This is a genomic window from Sporosarcina sp. Y838, from assembly GCF_056786515.1.
In genome coordinates this window covers 431,782-447,397 of record NZ_JBXCJD010000001.1, presented here as the reverse complement: position 1 = coordinate 447,397, position 15,616 = coordinate 431,782, and the positions used below count along the sequence as shown (strand labels likewise).

At 42.5% G+C, this 15,616-nt stretch carries 14 protein-coding genes; all 14 read right to left on the bottom strand.

Features of this window, described 5'->3' with window-relative positions:
* Nucleotides 1-51: 51 nt before the first annotated feature.
* Nucleotides 52-1,452 carry an ATP-dependent protease ATPase subunit HslU gene (gene hslU / locus AC1TO4_RS02150; RefSeq protein WP_482103946.1) on the bottom strand — a complete coding sequence of 467 codons (1,401 nt, stop codon included), beginning with the start codon at nucleotides 1,450-1,452 and terminating at the stop codon, nucleotides 52-54.
* Complete coding sequence (gene hslV / locus AC1TO4_RS02145) at nucleotides 1,449-1,994, bottom strand: ATP-dependent protease subunit HslV (protein ID WP_482100610.1); 546 nt, start codon at nucleotides 1,992-1,994, stop codon at nucleotides 1,449-1,451. The genes hslU and hslV overlap by 4 nt, the downstream gene beginning before the upstream one ends.
* A gap of 9 nt (nucleotides 1,995-2,003) precedes the next feature.
* Nucleotides 2,004-2,903, bottom strand: a complete 900-nt coding sequence (gene xerC, locus AC1TO4_RS02140) for a tyrosine recombinase XerC (RefSeq protein ID WP_482103945.1) — start codon at nucleotides 2,901-2,903, stop codon at nucleotides 2,004-2,006.
* A gap of 307 nt (nucleotides 2,904-3,210) precedes the next feature.
* The gene (trmFO, locus tag AC1TO4_RS02135; RefSeq protein ID WP_482103944.1) at nucleotides 3,211-4,521 is read right to left on the bottom strand and encodes an FADH(2)-oxidizing methylenetetrahydrofolate--tRNA-(uracil(54)-C(5))-methyltransferase TrmFO; all 1,311 of its coding nucleotides are present in this window, start codon (nucleotides 4,519-4,521) and stop codon (nucleotides 3,211-3,213) included.
* Nucleotides 4,522-5,093: 572 nt separating this feature from the next.
* Complete coding sequence (topA, locus tag AC1TO4_RS02130) at nucleotides 5,094-7,166, bottom strand: type I DNA topoisomerase (protein ID WP_482103943.1); 2,073 nt, start codon at nucleotides 7,164-7,166, stop codon at nucleotides 5,094-5,096.
* 114 nt (nucleotides 7,167-7,280) lie between these two features.
* A complete protein-coding gene (gene dprA, locus AC1TO4_RS02125; RefSeq protein ID WP_482103942.1) occupies nucleotides 7,281-8,168 on the bottom strand; it encodes a DNA-processing protein DprA in 888 nt (295 codons plus the stop codon).
* 68 nt (nucleotides 8,169-8,236) lie between these two features.
* Nucleotides 8,237-9,139, bottom strand: coding sequence for a succinate--CoA ligase subunit alpha (gene sucD, locus AC1TO4_RS02120; protein ID WP_482103941.1), 903 nt, complete (start codon nucleotides 9,137-9,139; stop codon nucleotides 8,237-8,239).
* An 18-nt stretch (nucleotides 9,140-9,157) separates the two neighbouring features.
* Nucleotides 9,158-10,318, bottom strand: a complete 1,161-nt coding sequence (gene sucC / locus AC1TO4_RS02115) for an ADP-forming succinate--CoA ligase subunit beta (protein ID WP_482103940.1) — start codon at nucleotides 10,316-10,318, stop codon at nucleotides 9,158-9,160.
* 122 nt (nucleotides 10,319-10,440) lie between these two features.
* Complete coding sequence (locus AC1TO4_RS02110; protein ID WP_482100424.1) at nucleotides 10,441-10,725, bottom strand: EscU/YscU/HrcU family type III secretion system export apparatus switch protein; 285 nt, start codon at nucleotides 10,723-10,725, stop codon at nucleotides 10,441-10,443.
* Complete coding sequence (locus AC1TO4_RS02105; protein ID WP_482103939.1) at nucleotides 10,722-12,689, bottom strand: hypothetical protein; 1,968 nt, start codon at nucleotides 12,687-12,689, stop codon at nucleotides 10,722-10,724. Before AC1TO4_RS02105 ends, AC1TO4_RS02110 begins: the two co-directional genes overlap by 4 nt.
* Entirely contained in the window at nucleotides 12,686-13,477 is a 792-nt protein-coding gene (locus tag AC1TO4_RS02100) for a ribonuclease HII (RefSeq protein ID WP_482103938.1), read from the bottom strand. Before AC1TO4_RS02100 ends, AC1TO4_RS02105 begins: the two co-directional genes overlap by 4 nt.
* A gap of 145 nt (nucleotides 13,478-13,622) precedes the next feature.
* Entirely contained in the window at nucleotides 13,623-14,486 is an 864-nt protein-coding gene (ylqF, locus tag AC1TO4_RS02095; protein ID WP_482100421.1) for a ribosome biogenesis GTPase YlqF, read from the bottom strand.
* 17 nt (nucleotides 14,487-14,503) lie between these two features.
* On the bottom strand, nucleotides 14,504-15,064 hold the full coding sequence (lepB, locus tag AC1TO4_RS02090; RefSeq protein ID WP_482103937.1) for a signal peptidase I: 561 nt from the start codon (nucleotides 15,062-15,064) through the stop codon (nucleotides 14,504-14,506).
* A gap of 103 nt (nucleotides 15,065-15,167) precedes the next feature.
* Complete coding sequence (gene rplS, locus AC1TO4_RS02085; protein ID WP_482103936.1) at nucleotides 15,168-15,512, bottom strand: 50S ribosomal protein L19; 345 nt, start codon at nucleotides 15,510-15,512, stop codon at nucleotides 15,168-15,170.
* Nucleotides 15,513-15,616: the final 104 nt, after the last annotated feature.

The window sequence follows — 15,616 nt, the reverse complement described above, 5'->3', positions numbered from 1 at the left end:
TTAATGAATATTCTAAAGGTTTTCAATCATTAAATAAACTAATACGTTTCGTTATAGGATAAATTGTGACAAATCTTTGTTTTTTGCGATATCTTTCAACTTTTCGTCGACATATGCAGGTGTTATTTTTATTGTTGCAGGTCCAATATCAGATGCTTCAAACGATAATTCTTCAAGTAACTTCTCCAAAATCGTATGTAAGCGTCTAGCTCCGATATTTTCTGTCGAATCATTCACTTCAAATGCGATTTCAGCAAGCCTACTGATTGCTTCATCCGTAAAGTCTAAAACGACATCTTCTGTATTAAGCAGTTTTTCGTATTGCCGGATTAATGAAAAGTCTGGCTCTTTTAAAATACGGATAAAATCATCTTTAGTTAGTTTTTCAAGTTCAACCCGGATTGGAAATCGGCCTTGCAGCTCTGGAATGATATCAGAGGGTTTTGACATGTGGAAAGCTCCCGCAGCAATGAATAGGATAAAGTCTGTTTTAACAGTTCCGTACTTAGTAGTGACGGAAGAACCTTCAACGATTGGTAAAATATCTCGTTGTACACCTTCTCGTGAAACATCAGCTGAAGAACTACCTCCACCCCGACTTGCGATTTTGTCCATCTCATCAATGAAGATGATCCCTGACTGCTCTGTCAATTCAATAGCACGCCGAGCGATTTCATCAGTATCAATGAGTTTGTCGGCCTCTTCCGCTTCGAGTGCAATACGAGCGTCTTTTACTTTCAAATTCCGCTTCACTGTCTTTTTCGGCATAAGTGAAGAAAGAGCATCTTGCATATTTGCACCCATTTGTTCCATACCCGAGCCTTGCAAGCTGTCAAACATGGATGGCTGCTGAGCAGAAATTTCAATCGTAACCATTTGCTCTTCAAGTTCACCCGCTTTAAGGCTTGCGGCGATATCAGAACGTTTACGCTTCACATCGGCCATTTCTGCATAATCCGGCTCTTCTTGTTCTGTTTTTTGCCCGAACAGCATTTCAAAGGGATTTTGTATATTACCCATTTTCTTTTTTTCAGGAACGAGAAGTTCAATGAGACGCTCTTCGGCAAGGATAGATGCATTCTCTTTCACAGCTTCGCGTTGTTCTTCCCGAACAATCCGCACACCTGCTTCAGTTAAATCTCTTATCATCGATTCAACATCACGTCCGACATAGCCAACTTCTGTAAACTTTGTAGCTTCAACTTTTAGGAACGGCGCGTTGACAAGTTTCGCAATGCGTCTAGCGATTTCAGTCTTCCCAACACCGGTCGGACCAATCATTAGTATGTTTTTTGGAATGATTTCATTTTTCTCTTCATCCAATAAAAGACTTCTTCTGTATCTGTTACGAATTGCAACAGCCACTGCCCTCTTCGCTTTATCCTGCCCAATAATATATCTATCTAGATGCGCAGTTAGTTCTTTGGGTGTCAGCTCTACTTTATTTTTCATTCAAGCACCTCCACAATAATATGGTCATTCGTAAAGACACATATTTCTGCAGCCGTCTCCAGCGCCGCTTGTGCAATTTCAGCAGCGTTCAGTGATTGACCGCTATATTTTTTCAATGCTCTTCCGGCAGCAAGTGCATAATGACCACCAGAACCGATTGCTAAAATTCCGTCATCCGGTTCAATCACTTCACCAGTACCCGACACTAGAAGTAATGTTTCGCTATCCATGACAAGCAACATCGCTTCAAGTTTACGAAGAATCCGGTCGCCCCGCCATTCTTTAGCAAGTTCTACTGAGGCCCGTTGAAGATTCCCATTGTACTCGGTTAGCTTTGCTTCGAACAATTCAAATAGTGTAAAAGCGTCTGCTACGGATCCCGCGAAGCCTGCCAACACTTTACCGCCAAATATTCTACGTACTTTTTTTGCCGTATGCTTCATAACGACTGCATTTCCTACTGTTACTTGCCCATCACCCGACATGGCACTTACACCATTATGACGAATTGCAAAAATTGTAGTTGCATGGAATTCCATCAGATCATCCTCCTATGCTCGCGGATGCGTATTCATATATGTTTTCCTTAAGTGCTCTTTTGTTATGTGTGTATACACTTGCGTTGAAGATAAGTGACTGTGTCCCAGAAGTTCCTGAACAGTCCTCATGTCAGCCCCTCCTGCCAAGAGATGAGTTGCAAAAGAGTGGCGAATCATATGTGGATAAATCTTTGAGTGGAGTGATGCGCGTTCCATCATCATGCTCAAGATATGACGCACACCTCGGTCAGTCAAAGGATCGCCCCGCAAATTGACGAACAACATGTCATGTTCTTTTTGTTTCATCAAATCCAGTCTGCTTTTCTCACGATAAGCATCGAGTGCGGATTGCGCAAAACTACCAAACGGAACATATCGTTCTTTGCGACCTTTTCCCATGACCAGAACGATGCCAAGATGGTCATCTATATCCTGTATCTTGATGGACGTTAGCTCACTAACGCGTATGCCTGTTGCATAAAGTAACTCCAAGAGTGCATAGTCACGTAATGACTTCTTATCCTGCCCATCACAAGACGAAAATAACAGCTCCAGTTCTTCTTCATAAAAAAAAGCCGGAAGTCTATCTTCCTTCTTCGGATGGTGGAGTGAACGGAATGCAATATCATTAATCTCATATCTGGCATTCGCAAACTTGAAGAATGAACGGATTGAAGATACTTTTCTGGAAATCGATGCTCTCGATAAACCCTTGTCATAAAGTTCCGTCGCATAAAGCCTTGCTTCGGGATATGTGACATCATTTAAATCTGTTATCCCCTCAACTTCTAGAAAGGACAGAAATGCATCTACATCTTTTTCATACTCTAATACTGTATAAAAAGAATAGTTTTTTTCCAGGCGTACATATGAAATGTATTCATCACGAATGATAGAAGGTTGTACAGTCATACATTTCACTCCTCGAATGAAAAAGTCCTAAAGCTGATAAACTATTCTGAGTCATTTGAATAATAACACATTTCACACAAAACACTATAGCAAATTGATGAATAGACGTAAAATAATGACTTCTTAAGGAATTCAAAAGTCATCCACGATTCACTATACAATAAATATCGTTAATTCGGCAACTATCTACCACCAAGATGTCTGACCTCTTGCAATTTGTTCTACTTTTAGACACAATTTGTTCATATCCACAAAAAAAAGAAGCCCGGATCACATCCATGACTTCACTAATCTTAATAAATTAAAATCAACTTAGTGTGACTGTCTGAAATTCACTAATTGCATTCAGAGCGCGCTCTGCATGCTTTTCTGCTCTTTCAACTTTGGTTTTAACGCGTTTATCAAGTTCTGGGAAGAGACCAAAGTTAATGTTCATCGGTTGGAAATTATTCGGGTTAGCTTCCGTGACGTATCGCGCCATGCTACCCAGTGCTGTTTCGTGTGGGAAAGTGATAGGTTCATTTCCAAGTGCCAAATTGGCGGCATTCATACCTGCTATGAGTCCCGAACCAGCCGATTCGACGTAACCTTCTACACCAGTCATTTGGCCTGCGAAAAATAGATTACGATTCGCTTTCAATTGATAAGTCGCATCCAACACACGGGGTGAGTTAATGAAAGTGTTCCGATGCATAACACCATAACGAACGATTTCAACATTCTCCAAGCCAGGAATAAGATTGATAACTTCCTTTTGTGCGCCCCATTTCATATGTGTTTGAAAGCCCACGATGTTATATAATGTACCCGCCGCATCATCCTGACGAAGCTGGACAACTGCTTTTGCAAGCTCTCCAGTTTCCGGATGTTCAAGCCCTACTGGTTTAAGTGCACCGAATAAAAGTGTTTTGGCACCTCTTTGAGCGATTACTTCAACGGGCATACACCCTTCGAAATAAATCTCTTTTTCAAATTCCTTAAGTGGTACGATTTCCGCTGCGACAAGCGCATTATAAAATCGTTCAAACTCTTCCTCATTCATCGGACAATTTAAATAAGCGGCTTCACCTTTATCATATCTAGATTTCAAATATACTTTATCCATATCAATTGAATCTTTTTCAATGATAGGTGCTGCTGCGTCGTAGAAATACAGATAGTCTTCGCCTGTTAGTTTACGTATCTCTTCAGCTAGTGCAGGTGACGTCAAAGGACCCGTTGCAATGATAGTAATTCCTTCTGGTAGTTTAGTCACTTCTTCATTAATAACCTCGATGAGCGGATGATTTCGAATCGTTTCTGTTACTTTTCCTGCAAATTCATGACGGTCAACCGCCAATGCTCCCCCTGCAGGAACCGAGCAAGCATCTGCAGCTCTAATAATCAGTGAATCAAGCATTCTCATCTCTTCTTTAATAATACCTACTGCATTCGTCAGATTGTTTGCGCGCAGTGAGTTACTGCACACCAGTTCAGCAAATTTGTCTGTATGGTGCGCTGGCGTCTGTTTTACCGGACGCATTTCATATAAACGAACATTTACACCACGACTGGCGATTTGCCATGCAGCCTCACTCCCAGCGAGGCCTGCGCCTATCACATTTACGATGGGTGTCATACCTTCACCTTCTCTTCTAAGTTGTTATTGTCCAGGCTCCAGCGCCTAGAGGCTCGGGTCATAAGTCGGTCCGGCTATGCAGCAAAGAACGCTGCTTCGCCAGCCCGTCTTATTCCTGTCGCCTCTGAACAGGCGCTTTCGCTTTTCTTTATTGTTTAGTTCCAGGCGTCAGATGCTCGGCCATAAGCATACCGGAAAGTTCACCGGTACGTCGTCGTTCTGGCTGTGCAGCAAAGAACGCTGCTCCGCCAGACCGTCTTATGTCTGCCGCATCTAAACGACACCTTCCACTTTTCGTTATTGTCCAGGCTACAGCGCCTAGAGGCTCGGGTCATAAGGCAGCCTGGCTATGCAGCAAAAAACGCTACTTCGCCAGCCCGTCTTATGCCTGTCGCCTCTGAGCAGGCGCTTCCGCTTTTCCTTATTGTCTAGCTCCAGGCGTCAGATGCTCGGTCATAAGCATACCGGAAAGTCACCGGTACGTCGTCGTTCCGGCTGTGCAGCAAAGAACGCTGCTCCGCCAGACCGTCTTATGTCTGCCGCATCTAAACGACGCCTTCCACTTTTCGTTATTATTGCGTATCTTCTTTGTAGTCACATTCTGTACATTGAATCTGAACGCCTTTTTTCGATTTCTTTTCAACTAACGTGTTTTCACATTTTGGACAAGGTCTTGAAACAGGCTTATCCCATGAAACATATTCACATTCGGGATACTGATCGCATCCGTAAAATATACGTTTCGTTTTACTTTTTCGTTCGACGACCTGTCCTTCTTTACAAGTTGGGCAAGTGACGCCGATGGGTTTGATAATCGCTTTCGTATTACGGCATTCCGGAAAATTCGAACATGCCATGAATTTCCCATAACGGCCTAATTTGTATACCATAGCCGAACCGCATTTCTCACAATCTTCACCCGCAGGCTCGTCTTTGATTTCAATTTTTTCCATCTCAGCATCTGCAACTTGCACATGCTTTTCAAAATCCCCATAAAAATTATCAATTACTTCGACCCATTTTGTCTGGCCATGTTCAACGTTATCAAGTTCTTTTTCCATTTGCGCTGTAAATTCAAGGTCAATAATATTTGGGAAGTATTGATTTACTGCCTGATGGACTATCCCGCCAAGCTCTGTCGGAATAAATCTCTTCGCATCCAGTGTCACATATCCGCGTTTTTGAATTGTGTCGAGTGTCGGTGCGTACGTGGACGGACGACCTATTCCCTGCTCCTCGAGCGTTTTAACCAATCTTGCTTCCGAATACCTCGGAGGCGGTTGAGTAAAGTGCTGTTTGGGATCAATTTCACTGAACTTCACTTGTTCCCCTTCTTCGAGCGGCGGGAGAATACGGTCTTTCTCCTCTTCTTTATCGTCATTACCTTCAACATACACTTTCATAAATCCTTGGAATTTCACTTGTGATCCATTTGCCCTGAAGCGGACTTCACCGTTCACAAGGTCAACAGCGACTGTATCAAGTACCGCTGGAGCCATCTGACTAGCAACAAGTCGCTCCCAAATCAGTTTATAGAGACGCAGTTGATCGCGGGACAACACCGTTTTCATCGCAGCTGGTGGTCGCATGACTGACGTCGGGCGTATCGCCTCGTGTGCGTCCTGCGTTTTTGCAGTACTTTTTGCTGCTGGCTTAGATGTTGCAACAAACTCTTTTCCATACATTGTTTCGATGAATGATTTTGCTTCTTCTTTAGCACTATCGGCAATTCTAGTTGAGTCTGTTCTCATATAAGTTATAAGACCGACTTGTCCTTCTTTTCCGAGGTTGATACCTTCATATAGTTGCTGGGCAAGCATCATTGTCTTTTTCGCTCGGAAGTTTAGCTTTCTAGCCGCTTCCTGTTGCAAGGACGAAGTTGTGAACGGTAGTGCCGGATTTCGTTTGCGCTCTTTTTTCACGACTTTCCCAATATCGAATTTATCTCCTTCTAATTGACTTAGAATGGCATCGACTTGTTTCTTGTCTGTCAGTTTTACTTTTTTCTTTGAATCGCCAAAAAACTCCGCTTCAAATGAAGTATCATCTTTTTCAAATTGAGCCGAAATACTCCAATACTCTTCAGGTACGAACGCATTGATTTCATTTTCTCTATCGATAATCATACGAAGTGCTACAGATTGAACGCGTCCTGCGGAAAGACCTTTTTTAACTTTCTTCCAAAGGATCGGACTTATGTTATAGCCTACCAGGCGGTCCAATATACGACGTGCCTGTTGAGCATCTACGCGATCCATATCGATGGGACGTGGATTTTTAAAGGATTCTTTAATCGCTTCTTTTGTTATTTCATTGAATACAACACGGCAATCTGATTCAATATCTACGCCAAGTTGGTTTGCTAAGTGCCAAGCAATTGCTTCCCCTTCTCTATCTGGGTCAGCTGCGAGAAAGATTTTTTTAGCTTTTTTAGCTTCTTTTTTCAATTCTTGAAGAATCGGGCCTTTGCCACGGATCGTAATGTACTTCGGTTCATAATTATTTTCGGTATCTACACCCATCTGGCTGCGCGGTAAATCGCGTAAGTGACCAAGTGATGCACGCACTTTATATTTCTTTCCGAGATAACGCTCGATCGTTTTCGCCTTTGCGGGTGACTCTACAATTACTAGGTAGTCTGCCATTAAGTGTCTGCCTCCTTAAAGAGGTTCCATATTTATTCCTCAAAAGAATATCTGTTGCAAAATGTATACCAGATTTCGAATTAATGCAAACTTTTTAGAGGAAAAGGTGTTTTTTCAATTCTTAAAAACTAGCGATTCGACGATTTGAAATCCATTCCAGACCGGTTTTGCGCCCTCATCTAGCAACTTATTCGGCCCCGCCGATAATGGTGATGTGATAGGACCGGGAACGGCATAGATATCTTTCCCATGATCAAGCGCATGCTCGACTGTGCTCATCGTTCCACTTTTATCTGCGGATTCTGTTACTACGACTGCATCTGCTAAACCGCTTATGATTCGATTCCGCATCGGAAATGTCCAACGTTCAGGACTTACGTAAGGTGGATACTCTGTGACTAGCAGATGTTCAGCCGCTATTTTCTCCGCAAGCAATCGATTTTCTTTCGGATACAGGTGTAATAACCCATGGCCCAGTACAGCTATGGTTTTTCCACCAAATTCAATTGCAGCTTCATGAGCCATCGTATCAGCACCCATCGCAAGTCCAGATACAATAACAGCCTTATTTTCTACGAGTGGTGGCACAATCAATGACATTGCTCTTTTTGAATAAATTGTTGCTTTTCGAGATCCAATAATTGCAACATTAAGGGCGTTGGCAAATAGCGTTGGATCACCTTTAATATACAGTACTGCCGGGGGATCGATAAGTATTCGCAACTGGTCAGGGTAAAGGGGGTGTGAGAATGGAATGGCGGTGATTGCATGCCTTTGATATAACTTTTCGTAGGGGGTCGACATATTTTGAAACAAATTACCTTTTAATTGGCTCGCTTTTGACGTAGTGATATTCAAAATTTGAGCAAGTTCAATAGCCTTGTAAACATATAATCTATCGAGATTGGGGTCTATCTCGTAAAGGCTGTTTAATCTGTTCAAAGGTACCGGAAATACATAGTGAAGCCCTAGCAATCGCTTTTCAGCATCTGTCAGTTCCATTGAATTCCTCCCTTATTAGATAATAAAAAAAGATGCAGCGCATAAATCAGCACGCTGCATCTTTAATATTAGTGTGTTTTACAACTTTCGTACAGACCTTTTTCTTTAATAACTTTAATTAACGTTTCACCGATCACAGAAGGAGTGTCTGCAACTTCAACCCCAGCAGCATTTAGCGCTTTGATTTTGTCTGCAGCTGTTCCTTTACCGCCGGAAATAATGGCACCAGCATGGCCCATACGTTTTCCTTCAGGAGCTGTTTGACCACCGATAAAGCCAACAACAGGCTTCGTCATATTCGCTTTAATCCACTCAGCTGCTTCTTCTTCAGCAGTTCCGCCGATTTCACCGATCATAACAACCGCATATGTCTCAGGGTCTTCGTTGAATTCTTTTAGCACATCGATGAAGTTTGTTCCATTGATAGGGTCTCCGCCGATACCAACAGATGTTGACTGTCCGATTCCAGCATTCGTCAATTGAAGTACTGCTTCATACGTAAGTGTACCAGAACGTGAAACAACGCCTACATGACCTTTTGTATTAATGTAGCCAGGCATGATACCGATTTTACATTCGTCTGCCGTAATAACACCCGGACAGTTTGGACCGACAAGACGTGTTTTCTTGCCTTCCATGTAGCGCTTCACTTTTGCCATATCGAGTACTGGGATATGCTCTGTAATACAGATTGTCATATCAAGTTCAGCTTCTACTGCTTCCAAAATTGCATCTGCAGCAAATGGAGCTGGTACATAAATAACAGAAACGTTTGCGCCTGTCGCTTTTACAGCTTCTTCAACTGTATTGAAAACAGGAACTCCCGCTACTTCTGTTCCGCCTTTACCAGGCGTTACTCCGCCAACAATTTTCGTTCCGTACTCAAGCATTTGTTCTGTATGGAAAAGTGCCGTAGCACCTGTAATTCCTTGTACGATAACCTTTGTATCTTTGTTAATAAAAATACTCATCGTTTGTCCCTGCCTTTCTTAACCTACTAGTTCTACAATCTTTTTAGCACCGTCTGCCATTGTATCAGCAGCGATGATGTTCAAACCTGATTCATTCAAAAGTGCTTTACCTAAGTCGACATTTGTACCTTCTAGACGAACGACAAGTGGTACTTGAAGACCAACTTCTTTTGACGCAACAATAACACCTTCAGCGATAACGTCACATTTCATGATACCACCGAAAATGTTGACGAAAATCCCTTTAACATTTTTATCAGAAAGGATGATTTTGAATGCTTCAGTAACTTTTTCAGCTGTCGCACTGCCACCAACGTCTAGGAAGTTAGCAGGTGATCCGCCGTAGTAGTTGATTGTATCCATTGTAGCCATCGCAAGGCCTGCGCCGTTAACCATGCAGCCAATACTACCATCTAGGGAAATATAGCTAAGGTCATACTTCGAAGCTTCGATTTCTTTTGGATCCTCTTCATCAAAGTCACGTAGTTCTTGAATGTCTTTGTGACGGTATAGTGCACTGTCGTCAAAGTTGAACTTCGCGTCAAGAGCAAGTACATCGTCACCAGCTGTTACAACTAGCGGGTTAATTTCAACGATGGATGCGTCTTTTTCTACGAATACTTGATAAAGTCCAAGCATAAATTTCGCAGCTTTGTTTACAAGGTGTGTAGGGATGTTCATGTTATATGCCATGCGGCGTGCTTGGAATCCAGTTAAACCGATAACTGGGTCAATGACTTCTTTGAATATCTTTTCAGGTGTCGCTTCCGCAACTTCCTCGATATCCACTCCGCCTTCTTCAGAACCCATAAGTGTTACGCGATCTGTAGCACTATCAAGGACTAGTCCAAGATAATATTCTTTCTTAATGTCGGAACCTTCCTCGATAAGTAGACGTTTAATCTCTTTACCTTCAGGACCTGTTTGGTGAGTAACAAGTGTCTTACCAATCAATTCTTTTGCGTAAGCACGAACTTCATCAAGATTTTTTGCAATCTTAACTCCGCCTGCTTTCCCGCGGCCACCTGCGTGGATTTGCGCTTTTACTACGATAATGTCTGTACCTAGTTCCTTCGCAGCTTTTACCGCTTCCTCAGGAGAGAAAGCAACAAGACCATTAGAAACAGCTACCCCGTATTCTCTTAGTAACTGTTTACCTTGATATTCATGGATATTCATCTTACATCCTCCATTCGAACTTCTAACTCTTTTAATTTACTGCCTCATCCATTGTAGTAAACTTGTCAAACATTGTCCATAGTTGTGTGTCGAATGTTTGATTTTGTCGAAACTTTCTCAAATCATTTACCAATTCCATGTTTACGGTCAATCTGATAAATATACGCAAAAACCTCAGATACCGCTTTATATAACTCTTCCGGAATGGATTCATTGACGTTCAACTGTCCTAGTATTTCGACTAAACTTGAATCCTCCTGAATTGGAATGTTATTGGCAAGTGCCCTTTCCAATATACTTTCAGCAATTTTACCCTTCCCTTTCGCAACCACTTTTGGTGCTCCCTCTGAGAATGGTTCATATGAAAGGGCAACAGCCTCTTTTCGTACATGCAATTCTTCAGTCATATGCGAAAGTCAACTCCTTGTCCATCAACTTTTGATGGACTCTTCTGTTTAGGTACAATTTTTTCTTCTTCCGTAAACTTTTTAAAGAAGACTCCTGATAGTTTATAACCCGCTGACTCGAGTCCTTCCTTCAACTTTAGCTGAAGAGGTGCTCCAATTGTCTTGAGCGCATCATCCGCATTAAAAATAGTTACCGATACAATCCGATTTTGAACTTGCATATCGATTACCGTCTTTTTTATTGATGCAAGATCAAGATAAAACAAGATCCTTGCAAATTCAGGGTCAATTTTCCCGTCCTCTTTCATGCGTCCGTTCCACTGTAATGTCGCCTCAATACGCTTACCAAAAAAATCGAGCGGTACTTGCATAACGAGCTGATGCTGGATTCCGTTTTCCCCGGATTGCAATAAAGGACCATTCATCCTCATTACGACAGTTTCTGCGGCCTCACGAAGAGTAACGGATGCAGAGGGATTATGCATAAGCGCAAGTAATTGTGGCTTCAAAGATTCAGCAAGACGTCCAAAGTCAGGTTCTTTTCCGAGCAACCCGGCTTCGTAGTTAAGTCCGAGTGAGCGCATCACTGTTTCCAAAGCGTCCTTCACGGCCTTCCCATCAATCAATGATGCAACATTAACTTCAGCTGTTTGTATCGCTTTTTGAATGTCTGGATTGACGGACTGTTCTGCCGCCCGTAAAAGTACAGATAGTTTTTCCGTTCCTAGCCGTCCCAGTAATGTTAGTAGTGCTTCTATAGGGTCCTCTGATGGAGTGCTAGATTGGAATGGATTAGCAATTGTATTTTCTGCATTTACACGTATAAACCCCTGACTGAATTCCTGAACGAATTTTGTCATCGACTCGACTGGTGGCTGTGCATTTACAGCCCGGTCGATAATTGCCGAAAGTAAGTTTTTTTGCTGTAAATTCATTCCTGTATCGGATAAAATCAATGCTTTCAAACTAGCTAACGGAACCTGTTGATTTTGTTGTTTTGCCTCCTCAACTTGTTTAAGGAGTGTCACTACTTGCTGCACGATGGGTATCGGCAACGAGGTAGGTTGAGGTGTGGTGGCAGCCTGCCCAGCCATATTTGTAGCAGGAATACCCTGTGCTCCAACTTGGCCAACTCTTTCAGCTGATAGTAGTGAAATGAGGACTTGTGGTAAATTTGCAAGGGACGTCCGTTCTGGTAATATACCTGCACTTTTCATTAATTGCAGTGTAGCAAAACGGTTTTCAACAGGTGCGGCATGATCAAGTAGCGTCACAATGGATTGTCCTAGCAGTGAACCGCCTGTTGCCTGCGCAAAAGGCTTAGCCATCTTTTCAAGCGCTGTGAGTATGGCGTCTTTAACTTGTGGTGCTAATGCGTTATCTAGAACCAATGCATTTTTCAATAACTGCAATACGCTATGCAGGCCTTCTTTCGTCTCAACGCCTAAAAGTGATCTGAAGTTATTTTCTGTAAACGGTAATTTCAGTTCATGCATTTTCTGAATGGATGCTAGCGCCTCATTCCGAGCAGATGTCGGTACACCTTTCAGTAATTCTTCCGATTCTAGCAGATACCCTCTGTTCATCGGAATTCTATTTTTCAAGACAAACGTTAATAGGGATTGCATTTCTTGCGTCTTTGGAACTTGCATTGCGTCCATGAGTGCACCAAGTTGACGAGCTTGCCCTTCTGTCGCTTGTAGGGGTCCTGATATAATTTTAAGCTGTAACTCAGGCTTTACCGAATTTACTTGAAAGTAATAGGAGTCGCCCGCTTTCATTGGCACTTCAAGTTTTGCGAACAGCTTTTGTCCGCCTATTTGTACTTCTGCCATTTGTCCTGGGAAAAGTTGTTTTATTTGCCCATGAAACATCTGGCCTTCATTTAAGACGAATGGTCTATTCGGTGCATCTCCTACCATCGCTTGTCCCGACATTGATACTCCGGCAGTTGGAAAACTCATTCGTTCTTCCTCCCGTCTTTTAACATTGATTTCACAGGTTCAAAACTGGCACGATGATGTTTGCTTGGGCCATGTATTTGAAGCGCCAAAACATGTTCTGATGTTCCATATCCGGCATTTTTATTAAATTTATAAACAGGAAATTCGTTATGTATTTCATCCATAATTGCATCTCTCGTCGTTTTTGCAATTATCGAAGCGGCCGCAATTGCCAAGCTCTTTGCATCGCCTTTTATAACAGACTCTGTCGGACAATTTACAGCGAGTGACATTGCATCCGCAATGACAAAATCAGGTTTGATTGACAACCCTTTTACAGCCCGTTCCATGGAGTCCCTTGTCGCAGCGTAAATATTTGTTTCATCGATGGTTTTAGCTGATTGAATATGCGCTGAATAGGAGATAGCGACACTTCGAATCTTTTCCGCAAGTCGTTCCCGTTCCGCCTTCGGAATGGCCTTTGAATCATCCAATCCGATGAGTTCAGGCGTTTCTCGAGGTAAAATGACCGCTGCAGTGACCACAGGACCCGCTAACGGTCCTCTTCCCGCTTCATCCACCCCAGCAACCATAGCACCCTCAAACGGCGCGTAAGACTTGTCAAATGCTTTTTTCTCTGCATGCGCTTGCTCTATCACTTTTCTTTTTTCATAACGACGCTTCCAACGATTAAGTGCATTTTGCACACCCATTCTTGAATCCAGTTCCAGTTCTTCCATCCACAATTCCGGTTCTCCAACCGTTTTTAGCAGTTCTGTAATATCCTTTATGGTTTTCAACGTGATCACCTTTCATTCATAAGCGGTTTATCGATTCATTCCTTTTGTATTATATCGGTTGCTATTGAGTGGTATCCACAGGTCAACTATATAAAGTACTCTAAACAAAGAAAAAACCGATTGCCGCGGAAGTAAATTCCGTGCCGGCATCGGCTTAATCCATTTGCGGTTGAAGTGATGTAAAGTCGAATGTCAGTTTTCCAAGGTATTCACTTCGGATATCGCGCACGATTAACTCCGCTACCTTATCAAGATCTATTTCTCCACCAGTTGTATAAACTTTACGAAGAGATCCGATCTGTTCAAAGACCGGAAGAATTTCTTCTCCTACCATTGTCAAACCATATCTAGCTGACAGCCGATCGGGATAATTTGCTTCAAGAAAACGTAGGCCGTATACAGCCAAATCTTCCATATTGACGATTGTATCTTTAATAGCTCCTGTCAGCGCAAGTTTGTAGCCAACTTCTTTATCTTCAAATTTCGGCCAAAGAATACCAGGTGTGTCCAGAAGTTCCAGTTCTTTTTCGTATTTAATCCATTGCTGCGCTTTCGTAACGCCTGGTGTATTGCCCGTTTTGGCAATGTTTTTCTTTGCAAGTCGATTGATAAGGGTCGACTTTCCGACATTCGGAATCCCAACAATCATCGCTCGCATGGCGCCTGGACGAATGCCCCTAGAACGCAATCTTGCAAGTTTCGGTTCCAATATCTCTTTAGCAGCTTTAATAACAGTCTGAAGCCCTTTTCCTTCAAACGAATTGATGGCAACGGCACGTAATCCGCGCGTTTCGAAATAGTGAATCCAGCGTGCGGTCTCCTTTTCGTCTGCGAGGTCCATCTTATTCAAAATTAACAACCTCGGCTTTTGATGAATAACCTCGTCAATCATCGGATTTCTTGAAGAGAGCGGAAGCCTAGCGTCGATTAACTCAAAGACGATGTCGACTAGCTTCAATTTTTCAGTTACTTCGCGTCGTGCTTTTGCCATATGTCCGGGAAACCATTGAATTGTCATGCTGTAAGTTCCTCCTGTCAGTTGATAATTCCGAAATCTTTAACCGGCCAGAAGACGATTTTTGTACTACCGATAATTTCATCGATTGAAACAGCTCCAATATGTCTGGAGTCTTTACTTTTTCTTCTGTTGTCCCCCATGACAAATACATGGTCTGCAGGAACCGTTGTACTTTGAATTTTTTCTTCAAGAGTGAAATTTTCAGTTAGCGGACTGTCTATAATTTCTGACTTGTATTGATCGAGATACGGCTCCTCGAAAGGCTCTCCATTAATGTATAAAATGTCGTCCTGATATTCCACTTCATCACCAGGAAGTCCGATTACTCTTTTTATATAATCTTTTTCTTCAGGCGCATGGAACACCACGATATCAAAACGCTTCGGTTCACCAATTGTGTATCCAATCTTATTTACAATCATCCGATCACCATTTTCGAGCGTCGGCATCATCGATACCCCATCAACAACAATCGGCGTAAAGAGGAACACCCTGATAATTGCAGCAAGACCGAATGCGATTAAAAGCGCTTTCGCCCATTCCCACGTTTCATTTTTCTTCTTTTTCTCTTCATTCATCGGCTGAGCCTCCTGCGTATTTCTGTCCTTATTGTACAGTCTATTCAATTTTGAGGCAAAAAGAAAGGAGGCCGTTTGTTGGCCTCCTGGATTTTGCTTTTGTTTATCGAAGTTCTTTGATACGTGCAGCTTTTCCGCGCAGACTGCGAAGGTAGTACAACTTCGCACGGCGTACTTTACCACGACGTGTTACTTCAAGTAGAGTGATTTTTGGTGTATTTACAGGGAATGTACGCTCAACACCTACACCGTTGGAAATTTTACGGACTGTGAAAGATTCACTGATTCCGCCTCCACGACGTGAGATAACAATTCCTTCAAATAGCTGAATACGCTCACGCGTTCCCTCTACAATTTTCACGTGCAAACGAACTGTATCTCCTGCACGGAATGATGGATGATCAGTACGAAGCTGATCTTTAGTAATTTCTGAAATAATATGTTGCATAATTTAACCTCTCCCTATCCACAGAAGTTCTTGCACTAATTGCCTTTGCAGCGGAACATCAGTAATTATGTACTCACATAGAAGCACATAGTACATAATACCAC